Source organism: Paenarthrobacter sp. A20 (genome assembly GCF_024168825.1).
Classification (GTDB): domain Bacteria; phylum Actinomycetota; class Actinomycetes; order Actinomycetales; family Micrococcaceae; genus Arthrobacter.
The window spans coordinates 4,648,081-4,667,428 of sequence record NZ_JALJWH010000001.1; the positions used below are offsets into that span (position 1 = coordinate 4,648,081).

Genomic DNA, 19,348 nt, shown 5'->3' on the forward strand with positions numbered 1-19,348 from the left:
CCTCAAGGCGTTATCCACAGGTTGAGTTCCCAAAGATGCGACGCGGGGTCACTTACGGCCCATCACCGGCCCCAACATGGGCCGTATGTGACCCCGCGTTGGAGTTATAGGTGCAGGCGGGACACCGCTTCCTGCCTCATGTCCACCTTCCGAACCTTGCCCGAGACCGTCATGGGGAAGCTCTCGCGGACGTCCACATAGCGGGGAATCTTGTAGTGGGCCAGCTTCCCGCGGCAGTATTCGGCCACGTCCACGGCGGTCAGCGGCTCTGCACCTGGTTTGAGGATGATGCACGCCATCAGTTCCTCACCGTATTTTTCGTCCGGAACGCCAATCACCTGGACATCCCGGATGGACGGGTGCAGATACAGGAACTCCTCGATCTCCCGGGGGTAGACGTTCTCCCCACCCCGGATCACCATGTCCTTGATCCGGCCCTCGATCACCAAGTAGCCGTCCTGGTCCATGCGGGCCAGGTCACCGGTGTGCATCCAACCCTCAGCGTCGATCGATTCTGCCGTCTTGTCCGGCTGGCCCCAATAGCCTTGCATCACCGCGTAACCGCGCGTGCAGAGTTCACCGATCACGCCACGCTCCACCACCTCGCCCGAGCCCGGGTCCACGATCCTGCTCTCCAAATGCGGCATGGTCCGGCCCACCGTGGTGGTGCGCTGCTCCAGGGTATCCCCCGCCCGGTTCATGGTGGATACAGGCGAGGTTTCGGTCATGCCATAACAGATGGCCACATCCACCATGTGCATCTCGTCGATGACCCGGCGCATCACTTCGATGGGACACAATGACCCTGCCATGACGCCGGTCCGCAGGGTCGAGAGGTCGTAGGATGCGAATTCCTCCAGCGCCAACTCCGCAATGAACATGGTGGGGACGCCGTAGAGCGAGGTTCCGCCGAAGTCCTGCACCGCCTCCAACGCGGCCGACGGGTTGAAGCCGCGGCCGGGAATGATGGTTGCCGCTCCGAAGCTCAACGCGTTCAGATTGCCGATCACCATGCCGAAGCAGTGATAGAACGGCACCGGAATCACCACACGGTCGTGCTCGGTGTACCGCAGGAGACGCCCGATTGAGTTCCCGTTGTTCAGGATGTTGTGGTGGGTCAGGGTGGCACCCTTCGGGAAGCCTGTGGTTCCAGAGGTGTACTGCAAGTTGATGGGATCGTACGGGTCCAGTTCGGCCATGCGGTCCGCCACTGCTGAAGGCCCGACGCCGTCAGCCCGGGTCAGGAGCTCGGCATAGGTGAGTTCGTGGTTGGCTTCCGGTTCGCCCACGGTCAGCCCGAGGGCAGGGTCTCCCGGGAGGAAGACGATTTCCCGGAGTTCGGGACAGTTGGCGGCCGCGTTTCTGGCCATGCCCACATAGTCGCTGTTTTTGTCCGACGGAGCGGCAACCAGCATCCGCATGCCGTTCTGATTCACCACGAACTCCAGCTCATGGCTCCTATATGCGGGGTTCACATTGACCAGCACCGCGCCGATCTTTGCGGTGGCGTACTGGAGGATGGTCCATTCGGCGCAGTTGGGACTCCAGATGCCGATCCGCTCGCCCTTGGCCACCCCGATGGCGAGCAAGGCCCGGGCGAGGCGATTCACGTCGTCGTTCAGCTTTTGGTAGCTCCAGCGGCGGGCGTCACCGCCAGGCGTCGCGGCCGCTTCAAGCAGGGCGTCCCGCAAAGGGAACTTGGCGGCGATGCGCTCAAAATTGGCGCCGATGGTCTCTTCGAGCAGCGGGACGTCAGTGTCTCCGGCAGTGTAGGACAACATGACGGAACGCTACCAAGGGACTGGGCGCAACAGAACCGTAACCACCTCCAGTGGGGCCGTGTCCTGCCGGTAGGGTTGGATCCATGAGTGCACCCATTGACCTGCAGGCCACGTTCATCCCCAACGAAGGCGAGTTCTTCCGTGTGAAGCTCGCTTTGGAAATCGCCATCGACGAGGTCGTGAACGAGCCCGGCTGCATCCGGTACGAGCTGACCGAGGCCACCGAAGAGAAGCTGGTCCTGACCGAGCGTTGGGAATCAGAGGAACTCCTCGAGAAGCACTCCAAGGGTATTGCCGTCCAGGACCTGAACGAGTCCCTCAGCGCGCTTCTTGCCGAGCCCGTCACGCTCGAACGGCTCTAGCCTCTTCCCGCTTCAGCCCGGCGACATCGCCGGAAAGCTGCGATGACGCTCTTAACGCAACGAGGTCGCCGGAATTCTCCGGCGACCTCGTTTGCTTCCAGCGGCTTCGGTGTTTCAAGCAGCCGGGCTGGTCTTTAGTTTTCCTGGGCCTCGGCGCGCGCCTTGGCAACGTGGGCGTGGACTTCTTCCATGTCCAGTCCCTTCACGGCCTCGATGACCTGCTCAAGCTGCGGGCCGTTGAGGGCGCCCGGCTGCGAGAAGACCAGGACCTTTTCACGGAAAGCCATCAGCGTGGGGATGGAGGTAATCCCGGCCTCGGCAGCGAGCTGCTGCTCGGCCTCGGTGTCCACCTTCGCGAACACGACGTCAGTGTGCTTCTCCGATGCAGCCCCGTACGTGGGGGCAAACTGGCGGCAGGGGCTGCACCAGGCAGCCCAAAAATCCACCAGGACAATGTCGTTGTCCTCGATAGTCGATGCGAACTGTTCTCCAGTGATGTCAACTGTAGCCATGGTTCCACGGTACGCGACCATGCCTGCTAAGTCCCGTGGAGGCGTGGCCTGTTCGCTTCACGCGTTACCGGGAATAAACAGCTACTTGCCCAGGACGTACTTAATCGCGGATGCGTAGAGCGGCGCCACCTTGTTGTGGCCCGTCTGGTTCATATGGGCGCCATCGAGGTAGTCGCCGGCTGCCCCGGCAATGGTTGCGGTGCCGGACATCGAGATGCGCGGCCAACCACGGAGGGCCGCTTCGCGGGTCACGAGCCCGTCCACCCAACGGCGTTGGGCGTGGCTGGCATCGTAGCGGGAAAGGACGCCGTTGATCAGGATGGTGCTGCGGGGATACTTGCGGCGCAGCTCGTCCCAGAGCCGGTTCGCCTGCGAGAGGATGGCCGCGTCCGTCGCGCCGATCCTGGCATCGTTGCCGCCCAGGGTCACCACCACCAGGCCCGGATTTCCCTGCGGCAGGAGGATACGGTCCTGCGCCAGCGCATCAGTCGCGGAGCCACCACCGACGGCGGGACTTCCGGAAACATAGCCGATCCCGCCGATGCTGCGAACTACTTGGCGCGGGTAGCCGGCCGCCCGGGCGCCTTGCTCGCCCCACGAGTCCATGTCCAGCTGTGAGTCGCCAAGGAAAACCGCTGTGGATGCGTCAACGGCCTCGGCCGAGTAGAGCTCCCCGGTGGCATCGCTCCAGATGGTTTCCAACTTCTGGAAGGCCACGTGGGCGCCCCTGCCATCCGTCCAGGTGTCTTTTACCGGCCAACCGAATTCACCCGGGGTGATGGACCAGACTTTGTAGGTGGGGTGGCCAACAATCCGTGCGCCCGTGGCCGGGCCCCACACCAGCCAGCCGTTGGCGAACTGCTGAACGAGTCCACCGGCCCGCGGAAGCTTGTCAGTGAGGGGAAGACCCAACTGACCGGCCGCTCCGCCCAGCGAGTTGTAGCGGTTATGAACATCCCCATGGGTGGTGGAGTGCGCACCCGTTGCCGCCGACCAGTAGACCGTACCGCCTTGGAAGAGCTGGTAGACGAAGTTGTTTTGCCTGACTTCCTCTCCCACTGGATACCCGAGGGCACCGTTTTGGCCTCCCGTGGATGACCAGTAGCTTCGGATGGCCCCGGTCAGGGCCTTGGCGCCAGTGGCCGGTGACCAGATGATGGTTCCGCGCTGGTATTCCTGGGACGAGCCTCCGCTCTTCAGGCCCAAAGCTTCGTCTGTGGCCGGGTATCCCAGCTCGCCTTCCTCCATTCCGGCCCGCCGCCAGCGTTCACGGATGGCACCCATGGATGGATGGGCACCAGTGGCCGGTGACCACACCACAAAGCCGCGTTCGAAGGCTTGCCACGCGCCGCCGTCGCGCAGTCCGGTGCTTTCCCCTGTGACCGGGTAGCCGAGGAAGCCACCTTCGAAGCCGCTGCGGCCCCAAGCCAGATGGATGGATCCGCCAGTACGCTGGGCGCCTGTGGCCGGTGAGTATGTGATGGTCCCGCGCTCAAATGACTGCTTGGAACCGCCGTTGCGGAGCCCGCTTGCCGTATCGGTGGCGGGATAGCCGTGGAAGCCGGCCGGGCCGTCGGCGCCCCACCACGATGTGCGGACAGGTCCGTTGACCACCACGCGTGCTCCCGTGCGTGCCGACCAGGCGATGTCGCCACCCGCGAATCGTTGGACGCAGCCGGCGTTGCTTCCACTTCCTGAGCATTCCTCGGCCCCAGTGGGGCGGAGCAGCACGCTTCGTGCCCACGCGCTGGTGTTGTAGAGGTGTCCGATGGCGCCCGTGAGGGCCGGGGTTGAAGCCTGGACTGTGGTGGAAGCCGCATCCGGGACCGCGAACGTTTGGGTTGGCAACGCCGCCCCCAGGGTGCCCGGAACCAGGAGCGCCACCGCCATCGAGCCCAGGAACCAACGCCGCACGGGCCCCATCGCCGTCTTGGTAAAACCCACTTCGCCAACCCCCAAACTGCTGCCACATCAAAACACTGAGGCAAGTATCTGCGACGCCGGCAGTCCCAACACCGGCGACGCAGCCAATGGTGCCACATCGTTATGTCGCTGCCTCTTGATCAGCATTGAACAACTGTTTAGTCTTTGAAACATGCGTTCAAACGCTGAGGATTTCACCACACGGGCCCGCATCCGCGACGCCGCCATCGGACTTTTCGGCCGCGACGGATTCTCCCGCGCCACAGTGCGCGCAGTCGCCTCGGCGGCCGGCGTCAGCCCAGGTTTGGTCATCCACCATTTCGGCAGCAAGGCAGGGCTCCGCGAGGCCTGCGACCAGCACGTCCTCGCGCAAACAGCCACACAGGGCCGCGAGAAGGCGGACCCCATGTCCACCCGTCTGCTGATCCAGGACTATCTGAACCACCCTGACCAATATGCCCACGAGATCGCCTACATCCGACGCTCCCTGGGCGACGAATCCGACGCCGGCGACGCCTTCTTCGACGCCGTTGTGAAACAGACCCAGGACATCATCCATGCCGGGATCGAAGCCGGCACTATACGGAATTTCCACGATACCCACTCCACTGCCGTCGTCATCGCGTCCAACAGTCTTTCGATGCTCATGCTGGGCAGGCACCTTTCGAGGACTTTGGGGGCCGTGGCTCCGGAGCCGAACGGCATCGGACCTGAGCTGCTGCGGCAACTGACATTGCCTGCCTTGGAGATTTACACCCACGGTTTCTACACGGACTCGCGGTTCCTGGATGCGGCCCGCGATGCCTTGGAGCAAGACACCACCAACCACGGAAGGGAGCATGCCCCGTGACCCAGGCAATCGTCGTCGAGGGGTTACACAAGAGGTTCGGTCCCCGCGAGGTCCTGCACGGCCTGGATTTTGCCGTGGAGCCCGGGACTGTGTTCGGCGTCATCGGACCGAACGGAGCCGGCAAGACCACCACTATGCGGTGCTTGCTGGACATCATCCGGCCGAGTTCGGGTTCCATCTCGGTCCTCGGACAGGATCCGCGTCGTGCCGGCACGGCACTCCGCCGCAGGATCGGCTACCTTCCCGGTGAACTGCATTTGGAGAACCGCACCACGGGACGCCGCATGCTGGAGCACTTCGCCGCCATCAGCGGCCCCGTGAACCCTCACCACGTCAACGACCTCGCTGACCGCCTGAACCTGGATCTGGACCGCCAGACCCGGAAACTCTCCAAAGGCAACAAACAGAAGCTGGGTTTGCTGCAGGCCTTCATGCACCAACCCGAACTCCTGGTCCTCGATGAACCAACCAGCGGCCTGGACCCCCTCGTCCAGCAGGTTTTTCATGCCATGGTCCGCGAGGCCGTGGATGGCGGCGCTACCGTCTTCCTCAGTTCGCATGTCCTGAGCGAAGTCCAGCAGGCAGCTGACGCAGTCGCCATCCTCCGCGACGGCGAAATCGTCACCGTCTCCACGGTGGAAGCCCTGAGGATGGCGGCCGTCCGGCAGCTCCGGTTCAACAGCACCGGCACCGCAGCGAACGACGTCGGAGCGCTGCTGGCCCGGGTGCCAGGCGTCGCCAATGTTGCGGTGCGGGAGCTCCCTGCCGACGGCCACGCCACCGGAACAGTGACGGCTACGGCAACCCTTTCCGGGGACGTCCAGCCCCTGGTCCAGGAGTTGGCACGGCTGAACCTGACGGACCTGGTCCTCGAAGAACCGGACCTGGAAGAAGCTGTGCTGACGCTGTACACAGGGTCTTCCCCGGGTACCGACAACGGCCACAGCAACAGCAGAGGAATTCGAACCGAAGGAGCACATCATGCCTAGGTTCCTGCCCCTCTTTACCAAAGCGCTTACCGACTCGTGGCGCTCCACCCTTGCCTGGGCCTTGGGGCTGACGGCCGCGATCATGTTGTACTTGCCGTTGTATCCGTCCATCGGCGGAAATTCGCAAATGCAGGACTTGATCAATGCCCTCCCGCCGGAGATGACCAAGGCACTGAACTACGACCAAATCGCCACAGGTCCCGGCTACACCCAGGCAACACTGTTCGGACTGGTCGGGTTCCTGCTGATGTCCATGGCCTCTGTCGGCTGGGGTGCCTCAGCCGTAGGCGGGGACGAAGAATCCGGATTGCTGGAACTGACCCTCGCGCACAGCGTCACCCGCGTGCAGGTGGTGCTGGAGCGCGCCCTCGCAATCCTGGTGCGAATCGCGTTCCTGTCAGTCCTTGTCTTCCTGTTGGTCCTGGCCCTGAACCGGCCCTCCGAACTGAGTATCGACGTCGGACATCTCGCCGGAGCGGCGCTGCTGTTTGCCGCGCTTGCCCTCCTCAGCGGAACCGCAGCTCTCTGTGCCGGGGCTCTGACCGGACGGAAGATTTACGCGATTGCCGCAGGTGCAGCCGTCGCTGTCCTCGGTTACGTGTTCAACGCGGTAGGGAGGCAAAGTCCCGACGTCGAATGGCTGCTGAACCTCTCGCCCTACCACTGGGCGTACGGGAACTCCCCGGTGGCCAATGGTGCTGACTGGGGCGCCGTCGCCGGGCTGCTCGGCATCTCGGCGGCCCTCATCACGCTGGGTGCTGTGGCACTGCAGCGACGCGATGTGGGTGTCTAGCTCCAGACGTGCGGGGCGGGCCGGCGTGCTCCGGGCAGTGCATTGTTTTCACGCCATTCGTGGATCCATTCAGGCAGTTCCAGATCTGCGGGAGGTGCTCCGAACTCGGCGATGATTTCTTCCTGCGTGACCGGCCTGCCCTTGGTCACCAAGCGTGTGGCAATGTGAGCGCGGGCGTAGATTTCGCCTTTCACCACCATCCGCTGTTCAAAGTAGATGGCCTTGGTGTCCAGGCCGATGATGCGGGTTTCGATGGTGTAGCGCTGCCAGAGCTGGAGGGACTTGCGAAAAGCGATGGTTTCGCCGGCAGCAACCGGACTCCACCCTTTCTTACGCATCTTGGTCCAGATGCCGCTACGGACCATGAGATCGAAACGGCCAAGATCCATCAGCGAGAAATACATGCCGTTGTTGACATGCATTGCGATGTCGATATCCGTGGGGAGCACCTTCAATGGCAGTGAGGATTCTTCCCAGACACCCAGCGGCGACCGCTTGGACGAAGTGAACAGCAGCATGAGGGTACGAAGAAGCAGGTGCATGCCAGACATGTTACCCGCCGGTAACTTTCAGGGAAAGATGGCGACCACGTTGCGGACTGGACCCACGGCACAGCTCCTGTTTATGTCCAACGATTGCACTAACGTTTACCGCTGGTTCATCAAAGCCGTGCACAATATCTGAAACTCATCTTCACGGAATACACAAGGGGGACCCCTTTGAGCACGCTTCAGACCACCAGGCCGCAAGGCGACGTTTGGCCGGAACTCTCCCGCCACCAGAACGTGGTCCTCCAGGACGCCCGCGGCAACCGCATCGAGGGAACCATCGATGGCATGACGAATGACCGCAGCACGCTGTGGATCCAGCTCAAAGGTGGCCTGGGCCGCCAACTGATCCACCACCTGGATGGGTACTGGCTGGAGACGCCCGCCGCCTGATGGGGTTCATCCCGGGCGCAGGAGTCCCAGGTGGCTAGTATTCCCGTATGACTCAAGCGCGATACCGGGACCTGGTGGAATGGCCCCTCATGGCCACGGCCCTGATTTTCCTCACTGCCTATGCATGGCAGGTCATCGGCCGGGTGAACGGCGCCGATGCGGTGCCCTTCGAGATTGTCCTCTGGATTACGTGGGGCATCTTCGCGCTGGACTACTTCGTCAACCTCTGGCTCGCGGAAGACAGGATGCGGTGGTTCCTCTGGAACCTGCACGAACTCCTGATCGTGATACTCCCCTTCTTCCGGCCCCTGCGGCTGCTGCGCCTCGTCACTTTGCTGTCCGTTCTTCAGCGCACCGTAGGCGAAACCCTGCGCGGGCGGGTTGCCACCTACGTGGCAGGTGCAGCCGCGATGCTCATCCTCATCGGCGCACTGGCCGTCCTGGATGTCGAACAGAATGACCCCGGCGCCAAGATCGTCAACTTCGGCGACGCCGCCTGGTGGGCCGTCACCACCATCACCACCGTTGGCTACGGAGACCTGTATCCCGTGACTCCCATCGGGAGGATCGTGGCCGCGGCCCTCATGATGAGCGGCATCGCTGTGCTCGGTATTGTCACAGCATCCATCGCTTCCTGGCTGGTTCAACGGATTGAAGAGAACGCTGAGGGTGTGGCAGCGGCAGCCGAAGTGAAAGCCGCCGCAGCCGAAGAACCCGTTCGGGCAGAAATGGCTGACTTGGTGACCGAAATCGCGGCCCTGAGGATGGAGATCGCCGAGCTCCGGGAAGCCACGACGGTCAGGCAAACCACGGAATTCGGGCGGGAGCGTGAAGTCTAGGCTCGGCGTCCCGCTCGATCCCGTACCGTCACCACCTACATTGAGGGCCCAGATGGCATGACACGCCCTGGATTGCGGCGAGTCGCCGGGTAAGTGCGATCAAAGTGGGTGGTGGCGGTACGGCTGGACCCACGCTCATTCGGTTCCCGCGCCGCGCACGGGCGAACAACTGCGGGATCCTCCGGCAGGACCCGGCGCCGGGAACTCGCTGGGCACACAAAAAATCCCCGGAACCAGTGGTTCCGGGGATTTTCCTTGGGTGGCAGATGAGGGATTCGAACCCCCGTAGGCGTTGCCAGCTGATTTACAGTCAGCCCCCTTTGGCCGCTCGGGTAATCTGCCGAACTTCAAAAGAAGATCACTTCCGGAGACCGTTTCTTTTCGATCCGGTAACCGAAGGCAGAGACAACCTTACAGAAGTTTTTGCGAAGAATCTAATCGAGGGCAGACACCCGTGATTTCCGCGTATTTCAGGCTTCCCCGAGGATCCGGCCAGCCAGTTTCGCTTCGAACTTTTCGGCTTGCTCGGGAGTGATCTGGTTGAGCTGCACAGCCCGCAGCAGATCCGCATGCACTCCATCCATGCGGGAAGTGGCATCAGGGACCGGGCTCAGGACAATCGACGCTGCAACCGCCGCTGCTGCCACTGCACTCGCCGCAGCAACCGCGGCCGTACCGATGGAGCCTGCTGCTGCAGAAGCGGATTTGCTGATGGACTGGACGGCCTTGCTGCTCATGCTGATCCTCCGACGATGCGTTCTTCCAACTGGTACAACTCTCAACCCATACCCTCGGTTCCCACCCTGCATGTGCTGTGAGCGAACTGTGAAAGTGCTCCACGGCCCCAAGCCGCGGCTTCCGTACTAGGCTGGATGCCAGACCAACCCGCCCTCACAGGGCCCCCAACCTAAGGAGAGTCATGGCAGGCGAATCCACATTCGACGTCGTCAGCAAGGTAGACAAGCAAGAGGTCGCCAACGCGCTCAACCAGTCCCAGAAGGAAATCGCACAGCGATACGACTTCAAGGGCGTCGGCGCGGAGATCGACTTCAGCGGCGAAAAGATCCTCATGAAGGCCAACTCCGAGGACCGCGTCCTTGCTGTCCTGGATGTTTTCCAGTCCAAGCTGATCAAGCGCGGCATCTCGCTGAAGTCCCTGGACCAGGGCGAGCCCTTCCCCTCCGGCAAGGAATTCCGCCTGGAGTGCACCATCAAGGAAGGCATTGCCCAGGACATCGCCAAGAAGATCAACAAGATCATCCGCGATGAAGCCCCCAAGTCCGTCAAGTCCCAGATCCAGGGCGACGAACTCCGCGTGACCTCCAAGTCCCGCGACGACCTTCAGGAGACCATGAACATCCTCAAGAAGTTCGAAGAGGCCGATCTCCAGTTCGTGAACTTCCGCAGCTAGTCCCAGCACCGTCCGAAAGGCCGGGATGCGAGCCCGTTACAGGGCCTGCGTCCCGGCTTTTTGCTGCCCGAAACTACACCGACTGTCGTAATGGATGCGCGGATTAGCGCACGATTAGTTTGCGTAATAGGCAAGTCAACGTATCCTTCTTCCTTAGGTGAGCCTAAGTACGGCCCCCTTAGCGAAAGTAAATCCATGACCGCCAATTACCTGATCGGCCTGCGCGAAGGCCTTGAGGCATCACTGATCGTGGTCCTCCTGATGGCCTATCTCATTAAGACCGGCAGGCGTCACCTGATCCCCAGGGTATGGATGGGCGTTGCCCTCGCCATCGCTATTTCGCTTGGCTTCGGCGCACTTCTGACGTTCGGCCCCCGCGGCCTCACCTTCGAGGCGCAGGAAGCAATCGGCGGCGGTCTGTCCATTGTGGCCGTGGCCCTGGTGACCTGGATGGTCTTCTGGATGGCCCGCACCGCGCGCAGCCTCGGTGGCGAACTCCGCTCGCAAGTGGATAAAGCGGCCGACGGCGCCGCCTGGGGCCTTGTGGTGGTTGCGGCACTGGCCGTGGGCCGTGAGGGCCTCGAAACGGCCCTCTTCATCTGGGCCGCAGCCCAGGCCACGGGCGAAACCACGCTTCCCCTGCTCGGCGCCCTGCTTGGCCTGCTGACAGCGGCTGGCCTGGGGTACCTGCTGCACAGGGGCGTCCTCAAGGTGAACCTTGGCCGCTTCTTCACCTGGACCGGAGTTGGCCTCATTATCATCGCAGGGGGCGTGCTGGCCTACGGAATCCACGATCTCCAGGAAGCCGGCATACTGCCCGGCCTGAACAACCTGGCCTTCGACGTCTCAGCTGCCATCCCGCCGTCGTCCTGGTACGGCACTTTGCTGAAGGGCACGCTGAACTTCTCCCCCGCCACCACCTGGCTCGAAGCGGCGGCGTGGCTTCTGTACGTCATTCCGGTGCTGTTCCTCTACATCCGGGCCAACCGCTCCGCCCCACCCCAGGCTTCCCGCAAGACTTCCACCACCGCCGTCACGGCACACCCGTAATCCCCGGCCCTGACGCCCACTCCCAAGACAAAGGACACACCCATGTTCCTGCCCGCATCCTCTTCCCCGAAACTTCGGAGGACCCTCGCCGTCATTGGCGCGGCCGCCGCTGTGCCCCTGGTACTTGCCGGCTGCACCGACAACACGAAGACCACGGGCGCTACGGATGGTCCCATCCAGGTCAGCAGCACCGCCAATGAGTGCAAGGTCTCCACGGGAACCGCACCGAGCGGCAACCTCACCTTTGCCGTGAAGAACGAGGGCACTGAGGTGACCGAGTTCTACCTGCTGGCCGAAGATGGCCTGCGGATCCTGGGCGAAGTGGAGAACATCGGCCCCGGCATCACCCGCAACCTGGTGGTCACGGCTCCGGCCGGTAAATACAACACTGCGTGCAAGCCCGGAATGCAGGGCGAAGGCATCCGCGCGTCCTTTGAGGTCACCGAATCCGGCACCAAGCCCAGCGTGGATGCCGACTTCCAGAAGCTCCTGGACAACGGGTCCCAGCAGTACGCCGCCTACGTCAAGGACCAGACGGAGCAGCTCATTGTGGGCACCAAGGCCTTCGCTGAAGCCTTCGCCGCCGGTGACGCCGGCAAGGCCCGCGACCTCTACGCCTCCACCCGCATGCACTGGGAGCGGATCGAACCCGTAGCTGAATCCTTCGGCGACCTGGACCCCAAGTTGGATGCCCGCGAGGCAGACCTTGAGCCCGGCCAGGAATGGACCGGCTGGCACCGCGCCGAGAAGGACCTCTTCCCGCCGGCAGAGTACACGGCTATGACCCCGGCGGAGCGCACCGCCATTTCCACGCAACTGGTAGCGGACACCGAGGACCTCGTCACCCGCACCCGCACGGTGGAACTGACCCCGGACAAGCTCGGAAACGGCGCCAAGGAACTGCTCGATGAAGTTGCGACCGGCAAGGTCACCGGCGAAGAAGAGATCTGGTCCCACACCGACCTTTGGGACTTCCAGGCCAACGTTGACGGCGCCCGCATCGCTTTCGAGAACCTGAGGCCGGCCCTGGAGCAGAAGGACGCAGAGCTCGCCCAGTCCTTGGACGAAAAGTTCACGGCCCTGCAAACCGAACTCAAGAAGCACGCCAAGGGCGATGGCTTCGTCTACTACAACGAGCTGAGCCAGGAGCAGGTCCAGCAGCTCGCGGCCTTGGTCGATTCGCTGGGTGAGCCCCTCTCCAAGCTCACCGCAGCCGTGGTGCTGTGAGCGGCTGCCCCTTCGGGCACACCGGCGAAAGCGCCGACGCCAACCGCCCAGGTGAGAGTAACGGCGTCGGGCACTCCGGCGAGCCAGCCGCCGTCGTGACTCACCAGGAGGCGCACGACGGCGGTGTGGCGACGTCCGCTGCAGAAGGTACCTCCCGCATGTCCCGACGCGGCCTGCTCTCGCTCGCGGGGGTCGGGGGTGCCGGAGCAGTAGCCGGGCTGGCCGCCGGATTTCTCGGCCATGATGTCCTGACGGCGGCGACCGCTTCCGCTGCGGACACCACCGCAGGGGATGCAGCAGTCCCCTTCTTTGGCGATCACCAGGCCGGCATCACCACCCCGGCACAGGACCGCCTGCACATGGCCGCTTTCGATGTCACCACAGAGGACCGCAAGGAACTCATCAAGCTCCTCAAGGACTGGACGGCCGCGGCTGAAGCCATGACCACCGGCAACCCCACGGGCAAGACAGGCGCCGTCGACGGACCGTACGATGCCCCTCCGGAAGACACCGGCGAGGCGTTGGACCTTCCCGCGGCGAAGCTGACCCTAACGTTCGGTTTTGGTGCGGGGCTGTTCGAAAAGGACGGCAAGCCCCGGTTCGGACTGGACGGCCGGCGTCCGGAGGCTTTGATCGACCTCCCGCATTTCCCCGGTGACGATCTTCAGCCTGCGCGAACCGGTGGCGACATCGTCATCCAAGCCTGCGCGGACGATCCCCAGGTTGCCGTGCATGCCATCCGCAACCTTGCGAGGATCGGGTTCGGCAAGGTGCGTGTCCATTGGTCGCAGCTGGGGTTTGGACGCACCTCCTCCACGTCCAGGGCGCAGGTGACGCCGCGGAACCTCTTTGGCTTCAAGGACGGCACCAATAACCTCAAGGTCGAAGACAACGCTCTTCTTGAGGAGCACGTATGGGTTGGCGCGGGTGCCGGTCCAGGCGAGCAATGGATGAGGGGCGGCAGCTATCTGGTGGCCCGCAGGATCCAGATGCACATCGAAATCTGGGACCGAACTTCGCTGCGGGAACAGGAAGGGCTGATCGGCCGGACCAAGGGCGTGGGTGCTCCCCTGTCAGGCGGGGAGGAGTTCACCACGCCCGACTTCTCGTTGGCGGGGCGGGCCGGGGAACCCTTGATTCCCATGGATTCCCACATGAGGCTGGCCCACCCTGACCAGAATGCCGGCGTGAGGATGCTGCGCCGCGGATACAACTTCACGGATGGCTCGGACGGGCTGGGCCACCTCGACGCAGGCCTGTTCTTTATTGCGTTCGTCAAGGATCCCCGGACGCACTACGTGCCCATGCAGCTGGCCTTGGCCAAGGGCGACACGTTGTCTGTGGAGTACCTGAAGCACACAGGCTCGGGGCTCTTTGCCGTGCCTCCGGGCGTCCAAGCCGGCGGTTTCATTGGCGAAGGGCTGTTCGCCTAGCCCTGGTTCAACGGGAACCTAGGAAAGTGGCCGCCCGGCCATCCGTTCCAAGCGGCTGATCCGTTCCTTCATGGGCGGGTGCGTGGAGAACATACGCCGCATTCCTCCGCCACGGAACGGGTTGGCGATCATCAGGTGCGAGGCATTGACGAGCTTCTGGTCCTGCGGCAGGGGCAGTTGGCTGACGCCGGATTCGATCTTGCGCAGGGCTGAGGCGAGCGCCAACGGGTCTCCGGTCAGCTCGGCACCGTCCTCATCGGCGTCGTACTCGCGGGTTCGGGAAATGGCCATCTGGATCAATGACGCCGCAAACGGCGCGAGCAGGGCCATTGCAATGGTGGCCAGCGGATTGGCGTTTCGCCGGTCCCCGCTGCCAAATATCAGCAGCATCTGCCCCACGGACGTGATGACACCGGCCACGGCGGCTGCGACGGATGAGGTCAGGATGTCGCGGTTGTACACGTGCATCAGCTCATGTCCCAGCACACCCCTGAGCTCGCGGGCGTCGAGGAGGTGCAGGATTCCCTCGGTGCAGCACACGGCAGCGTTCTTGGGGTTGCGGCCAGTGGCGAAGGCGTTGGGCGTCATGGTGGGCGAGAGGTAGATCCGGGGCATGGGCTTGTTGGCACGCACGGACAACTCCCGAACGATCTGGTAGAGCTGCGGAGCCTGTGCCTCGGTGACGGGGTAGGCCGCCATGGAGCGAATGGCGATCTTGTCGCTGTTCCAATATCCGTAGGCAGTAGTACCAACGCCGATGAGGGCCATGATCCAGATAGGCGTCGTGCTGCGGGTCCCTGCCGCGATAATGGCGCCCAAACCCAACAACACCGCCCACAGCACACCGAAGAGCGCGGCAGTCTTGAGTCCATTGTTGTGTTTATGCACGGTTTCCCTGGTCACTTTCGTCAGCTCTTGCGGGGTTCTCTACGGATTAACGCCGACGCCGGTCGCCGTGTTCCGTTGTCAGCCTACGTTGCCGAAGTGGCGGGCCAGGCTAGGGCACAGGATGCTTCGCATCGTAGGCAACGAACCCGGGCTGCAAGCGTGAAGCCAGCCATGCCAGGACAATGCAGAGAACTCCCCCGATGAGCAGCACGCCGCCTTCACTGAGGAACTGCGTGACACCGCCTGCCAGCATGTCCCCCACCCGGGGACCACCGGCCACCACCACGATGAACACGCCCTGGAGCCGTCCCCGCAGGTGATCCGGAGTAGCCGACTGGAGGATGGTGGTGCGGAAGACGGCGCTGACAGAGTCGGAAATCCCCGCAAGGGCACAGCAGAGGGCAGCCGGGATCAACCACGGCGTGACGCCATCGCGGCCCGCATCGCCCGCCAGCAACACCACCAGCCCGAAGCCCGCAATCGAGGCTCCCCAACCAACCACGGACCACACCACGGCGCTGCCCTGCATTCGCACACGGCCCAGCGGCCCGGAAAACAGGCCGGCGAGGAACGCTCCCACGGCCGTCGAAGCCAGCAGGACACCCACCGTTGTTTCGCCTCCGCCGATCATGACCGCCCCGATGGCAGGCATCAAAGCACGCGGCTGCGCGCAGATCATGGCGATGAGGTCGATGATGAAGGTCATGCGGACATTGGGTCGGGTGCCCAGGAAACGGAAGCCCTCCACTACGGAGCGGAGCCCTGGCCGCACAGCATCTTTCGACGGCGGCAACGGAGGCAGCTTGAAGAGGCCCCAGAGTGCGAACGTGAAGCTGATGACATCAATGGTGTAGGTCCAGCCGAAGCCTATGGTGGCCACGAGCACTCCGGCCAACAGCGGTCCCGCCGTCATGGACAGGCCAAACGTGAGCATGCTCAGGGCATTGGCAGCGGGGAGCAAATCCTTGCGGACCAGGAGTGGGATGATGGCGCTGCGGGCCGGACCGTTTATACCTTGGGCGCCGCTTTGGATAGCCACCAGCGCGTAGAGGATCCAGATGTTGCCGATCTCCAGCCAGGCCTGCAACGCCAGTCCGGCCGTTGTTGCCCAGAGGACCAGCGAGGCGACGAGGGCCACTTTGCGTCGATCATAGGCATCCGAAACGGATCCCCCGTAGAGCCCTGCGATGACCAAGGGGACCAGCGCGAAGATGCCGAGGAGGCCTACATAGAAGCTCTCCTGGGTGAGCCGGTAGACCTCCAGGCTGACAGCCACCAGTGTCAGTTGGGTACCAATGGCGGCCACCGATGCCCCCATCCAGAGCCGCCGAAAAGCCGGACTCTCCTTCAGTGGGGTGATGTCTGCCAGTAGTTTCGCCACCGTCCTACCTTAACGACCATTGCGGTGGCCTCCCGCCGCACCCTTCCACCTCTGTTCTCCCCTCTGTGGTACTCCGCTTGGTAGGCTCACCCGGGGGAAGGAGTTGACAAGGTCATGTCACGACAATTGCTGTATCGTTCGGGCTTTTGGGAGATTGCCCGGCCGCGCCATCCCCTCACCGCCGGTCATGTCCTGATCAGGCTCTCAGATCCCTCCACGGAGTTCGCGCATTCCTCGGCTGCCGACTGGCTTTTCTGCCACACCCTTCTCCGCGCCGCCCTTCACGAGGTCCTTGGCGTGTCGCGGTGCGTTGTCATGTTTGCCCACCAATGGCACCCGTTGGGCTCGGCCATTGGAGAGCCTGTGGCGGAGTCGTCAACGCCGACGTTCCACCTTTTCGGACGGTGGGACGGAGAAACCACGACGCCGGGACTCCAGTTATCGCTGCCGGCCCATCGTCGGGCGGGGGTGCCGGAACAGGAACTCGATGGCACCGACGCCGCCCTCCGTGACGCACTGCGGGGAGGCCGACCCGACGCAGCGGCGACGTCCGCCAGTGACCTAAGTGCCGCCGTCGAGCCTGTCAGTGAGTCCGGTCCGCTGGTGCGGACCGTGGACGCCGGACCCCGGCACGCGGTCATTGAGCCGGCCCGGCACCTCGATTCCATCCGGGATATCCAGCCAGCGGAGCTCCTGGCGATGGGTGCGGCCTTGGGAGCGCTTCCTTTGCCTGGCGGCGTCAGCGGATTCAGTTGTGTCGCAGTGGAACCCGAAGACGCCGGCGTCCCCTTGCGTGTCCATGCGCTGGGACGATCCGTCGCTGAGGAAGTAAACCCGCTCGAGGCCCTGCTCCGTTCACCGGAAGTTAGCCTTGCCTTATTGTGAACTCCTCAAAATAAGTGTTTCAATGAATGCATGACAGATCACACAGCCGAGCAAGCAGAATGGGCCGCCGCCCTGCATGCCCACGGCCGTCGTGTGACCAAGCAGCGGTTGGCGGTGCTCGCCGCGGTCCAGCACCATCCACACTCCCCGGCAGAAGGCATCCTTGCCGCTGCACGCAAAGAGCTTCCTGAACTGACGGCGCAGTCCGTTTACGTAGTGCTCAGCGACCTCACGGACCTGCAGATGCTGCGCCGCTTCGAACCACCGCACTCCCCGGCACTTTATGAAACCCGGGTGGGCGACAACCACCATCACGCCGTGTGTATCAGCTGCGGCAAGGTGGAGGACGTGGATTGCGCCGTGGGGCACGCACCGTGCCTCACCCCGCACTGGGATGAGAATTCCAAGCCCATGACCATCCAGATCGCCGATGTCCTGTATCAAGGCGTCTGCCAGGACTGCCAGTCCAAACAACAGCTTCCCGTAACTTCCGTAACTCAGAAATAAGAAAAAAGGAGAACAATGACTGCTATTTCAACAACCCAGTCAGGTGCACCCGTTACCTCCGACGCGCACTCTAAGTCCGTCGGCGCTGACGGTGCCATCATCCTCACCGACCACTACCTGGTGGAGAAGCTCGCACAGTTCAACCGCGAGCGGGTCCCGGAGCGTGTAGTGCACGCCAAGGGTGGCGGCGCATTCGGTACGTTCAAGACCACCTCGGACGTCTCGGCCTACACCAAGGCAGCTTTCCTGCAGCCGGGTACCGAGACGGACATGCTGATCCGTTTCTCCTCCGTCGCTGGCGAGAATGGTTCTCCTGACACCTGGCGCGATCCCCGCGGTTTCGCCGTGAAGTTCTACACCTCCGAGGGCAACTACGACCTCGTGGGCAACAACACCCCCGTCTTCTTCATCCGCGACGGCATCAAGTTCCCGGACTTCATCCACTCCCAGAAGCGCCTCCCGGGTACCCACCTGCGTGACGCTGACATGCAGTGGGACTTCTGGACCCTCTCCCCCGAGTCCGCACACCAGGTCACCTGGCTCATGGGCGACCGCGGCCTCCCGGCTTCCTGGCGTGAAATGCAGGGCTACGGCTCGCACACCTACCAGTGGATCAACGCCGCTGGCGAGCGCTTCTGGGTCAAGTACCACTTCAAGTCCAACCAGGGCGTCAAGACCATCACCGGTGACCAGGCTGAAGAACTTGCCGGCTCGGACGCGGACTTCTACATCCGCGACCTGCAGGAAAACATTGCCGATGGCAACTTCCCCTCCTGGGAACTGCACGTCCAGGTCATGCCGTACGAAGACGCCAAGACGTACCGCTTCAACCCGTTCGACCTCACCAAGGTGTGGCCGCACTCTGACTACCCGCTGATCCACGTGGGCACCATGGAGCTGAACAAGAACCCGGAGAACTACTTCGCGCAGATCGAGCAGGCCACCTTCGCGCCGTCGAACTTCGTACCGGGCATCGCTGCTTCCCCGGACAAGATGCTGCAGGCCCGCATCTTCTCCTACGCCGACGCACACCGCTACCGCGTGGGTACCAACCACGCACAGATCCCGGTGAACCAGCCCAAGAACCAGGTCAACAACTACAGCCAGGATGGCCAGGGTCGTTTCCTGTTCAACTCCCCCTCCACCCCGGTGTACGCACCGAACTCTGTTGGTGGCCCGGCTGCTGTTGAGCCCACTTCGCCGGCCGGTGGCTGGGAGAACGACGGCGAGCTCACCCTCTCCGCGCACACCCTGCACGCTGAGGACAGCGACTTCGGCCAGGCCGGTACCCTGTACCGCGAGGTCTACGATGACGCTGCCAAGGCCCGCCTCCTGGACACCATCACCGGTGCCGTGGGCGGCGTGAAGAACGCCGACATCAAGGAACGCGCCATCCAGTACTGGACCAACGTTGACTCCGATCTCGGCGCCAAGCTCCGTGCCAACCTCGGTGCAGGCCAGACCGAGTCCGACGCCGAAGCAGCCAACAAGCTCTAAGCGTCTTCGCGTTACTGCATTTTCCAGGAACACCCCGTTGCGGATCTCCGCAGCGGGGTGTTCTTTTTGTTTTTCCACA

The 19,348-nt window shown here is 63.2% G+C and carries 20 protein-coding genes and 1 tRNA gene; 13 read left to right on the forward strand and 8 right to left on the reverse strand.

The features are described 5' to 3' along the window. Nucleotides 1-104: 104 nt before the first annotated feature. Entirely contained in the window at nt 105-1,781 is a 1,677-nt protein-coding gene (locus J3D46_RS21585; RefSeq protein WP_253468764.1) for an AMP-binding protein, read from the reverse strand. Nucleotides 1,782-1,864: 83 nt separating this feature from the next. On the opposite strand from J3D46_RS21585, the gene J3D46_RS21590 reads away from it, so the two are divergent. Beyond that, nucleotides 1,865-2,143 (forward strand): putative quinol monooxygenase, encoded by a 279-nt coding sequence (locus J3D46_RS21590; RefSeq protein WP_231340727.1) that lies wholly within the window; start codon nt 1,865-1,867, stop codon nt 2,141-2,143. A 134-nt stretch (nt 2,144-2,277) separates the two neighbouring features. Here J3D46_RS21590 and J3D46_RS21595 read toward each other — a convergent pair whose 3' ends face one another. Then, entirely contained in the window at nt 2,278-2,655 is a 378-nt protein-coding gene (locus J3D46_RS21595; RefSeq protein ID WP_011775683.1) for a co-chaperone YbbN, read from the reverse strand. A gap of 81 nt (nt 2,656-2,736) precedes the next feature. After that, entirely contained in the window at nt 2,737-4,599 is a 1,863-nt protein-coding gene (locus tag J3D46_RS21600) for a GDSL-type esterase/lipase family protein (protein WP_253468766.1), read from the reverse strand. Between the two features lie 151 nt (nt 4,600-4,750). Here J3D46_RS21600 and J3D46_RS21605 point away from each other — a divergent pair, with 151 nt between their 5' ends. Genes J3D46_RS21605 through J3D46_RS21615 form a run of 3 tightly spaced genes read left to right on the forward strand, consistent with a single transcriptional unit; the run spans nt 4,751 to nt 7,210 of the window. Next, nucleotides 4,751-5,428, forward strand: coding sequence for a TetR family transcriptional regulator (locus J3D46_RS21605; protein ID WP_231340725.1), 678 nt, complete (start codon nt 4,751-4,753; stop codon nt 5,426-5,428). Continuing rightward, nucleotides 5,425-6,417 carry an ABC transporter ATP-binding protein gene (locus J3D46_RS21610; RefSeq protein ID WP_253468768.1) on the forward strand — a complete coding sequence of 331 codons (993 nt, stop codon included), beginning with the start codon at nt 5,425-5,427 and terminating at the stop codon, nt 6,415-6,417. Before J3D46_RS21605 ends, J3D46_RS21610 begins: the two co-directional genes overlap by 4 nt. Next, the gene (locus J3D46_RS21615; protein WP_231340723.1) at nt 6,410-7,210 is read left to right on the forward strand and encodes an ABC transporter permease subunit; all 801 of its coding nucleotides are present in this window, start codon (nt 6,410-6,412) and stop codon (nt 7,208-7,210) included. Before J3D46_RS21610 ends, J3D46_RS21615 begins: the two co-directional genes overlap by 8 nt. Here the strand turns inward: J3D46_RS21615 and J3D46_RS21620 are convergent. Beyond that, on the reverse strand, nt 7,207-7,752 hold the full coding sequence (locus J3D46_RS21620; protein ID WP_231340722.1) for a thioesterase family protein: 546 nt from the start codon (nt 7,750-7,752) through the stop codon (nt 7,207-7,209). The genes J3D46_RS21615 and J3D46_RS21620 overlap by 4 nt on opposite strands. 177 nt (nt 7,753-7,929) lie before the next feature. On the opposite strand from J3D46_RS21620, the gene J3D46_RS21625 reads away from it, so the two are divergent. Next, the gene (locus J3D46_RS21625) at nt 7,930-8,151 is read left to right on the forward strand and encodes a hypothetical protein (protein ID WP_253468770.1); all 222 of its coding nucleotides are present in this window, start codon (nt 7,930-7,932) and stop codon (nt 8,149-8,151) included. Nucleotides 8,152-8,198: 47 nt separating this feature from the next. After that, the gene (locus J3D46_RS21630; RefSeq protein WP_231340720.1) at nt 8,199-8,990 is read left to right on the forward strand and encodes a potassium channel family protein; all 792 of its coding nucleotides are present in this window, start codon (nt 8,199-8,201) and stop codon (nt 8,988-8,990) included. 260 nt (nt 8,991-9,250) lie between these two features. On the opposite strand, the gene J3D46_RS21635 is transcribed toward J3D46_RS21630, so the two are convergent. Next, nucleotides 9,251-9,332, reverse strand: a tRNA-Tyr gene (locus tag J3D46_RS21635). Between the two features lie 128 nt (nt 9,333-9,460). Beyond that, nucleotides 9,461-9,727, reverse strand: coding sequence for a hypothetical protein (locus J3D46_RS21640; RefSeq protein ID WP_211712039.1), 267 nt, complete (start codon nt 9,725-9,727; stop codon nt 9,461-9,463). Between the two features lie 182 nt (nt 9,728-9,909). On the opposite strand from J3D46_RS21640, the gene J3D46_RS21645 reads away from it, so the two are divergent. The 4 genes from J3D46_RS21645 (at nt 9,910) to efeB (ending at nt 14,111) form a co-directional block, all read left to right on the forward strand. Further along, nucleotides 9,910-10,401, forward strand: coding sequence for a YajQ family cyclic di-GMP-binding protein (locus J3D46_RS21645; RefSeq protein ID WP_017200185.1), 492 nt, complete (start codon nt 9,910-9,912; stop codon nt 10,399-10,401). Between the two features lie 195 nt (nt 10,402-10,596). Continuing rightward, a complete protein-coding gene (gene efeU, locus J3D46_RS21650) occupies nt 10,597-11,451 on the forward strand; it encodes an iron uptake transporter permease EfeU (RefSeq protein WP_231340719.1) in 855 nt (284 codons plus the stop codon). A gap of 42 nt (nt 11,452-11,493) precedes the next feature. Next, nucleotides 11,494-12,678, forward strand: a complete 1,185-nt coding sequence (gene efeO / locus J3D46_RS21655; RefSeq protein ID WP_374110818.1) for an iron uptake system protein EfeO — start codon at nt 11,494-11,496, stop codon at nt 12,676-12,678. Beyond that, entirely contained in the window at nt 12,675-14,111 is a 1,437-nt protein-coding gene (efeB, locus tag J3D46_RS21660) for an iron uptake transporter deferrochelatase/peroxidase subunit (RefSeq protein ID WP_253468772.1), read from the forward strand. Before efeO ends, efeB begins: the two co-directional genes overlap by 4 nt. An 18-nt stretch (nt 14,112-14,129) precedes the next feature. Here efeB and htpX read toward each other — a convergent pair whose 3' ends face one another. Together htpX and J3D46_RS21670 are read right to left on the reverse strand one after the other, a co-directional pair. Then, entirely contained in the window at nt 14,130-14,999 is an 870-nt protein-coding gene (htpX, locus tag J3D46_RS21665) for a zinc metalloprotease HtpX (protein WP_090819055.1), read from the reverse strand. 109 nt (nt 15,000-15,108) lie between these two features. Further along, a complete protein-coding gene (locus J3D46_RS21670; RefSeq protein WP_253468774.1) occupies nt 15,109-16,380 on the reverse strand; it encodes an MFS transporter in 1,272 nt (423 codons plus the stop codon). A 114-nt stretch (nt 16,381-16,494) separates the two neighbouring features. Here J3D46_RS21670 and J3D46_RS21675 point away from each other — a divergent pair, with 114 nt between their 5' ends. The 3 genes from J3D46_RS21675 to J3D46_RS21685 are packed head-to-tail and all read left to right on the forward strand — an operon-like array spanning nt 16,495 to nt 19,269. Then, the gene (locus J3D46_RS21675; RefSeq protein ID WP_253468776.1) at nt 16,495-17,265 is read left to right on the forward strand and encodes a hypothetical protein; all 771 of its coding nucleotides are present in this window, start codon (nt 16,495-16,497) and stop codon (nt 17,263-17,265) included. A 30-nt stretch (nt 17,266-17,295) separates the two neighbouring features. Beyond that, a complete protein-coding gene (locus J3D46_RS21680) occupies nt 17,296-17,772 on the forward strand; it encodes a Fur family transcriptional regulator (protein ID WP_089595887.1) in 477 nt (158 codons plus the stop codon). Between the two features lie 15 nt (nt 17,773-17,787). Continuing rightward, the gene (locus tag J3D46_RS21685) at nt 17,788-19,269 is read left to right on the forward strand and encodes a catalase (RefSeq protein ID WP_253468778.1); all 1,482 of its coding nucleotides are present in this window, start codon (nt 17,788-17,790) and stop codon (nt 19,267-19,269) included. Nucleotides 19,270-19,348: the final 79 nt, after the last annotated feature.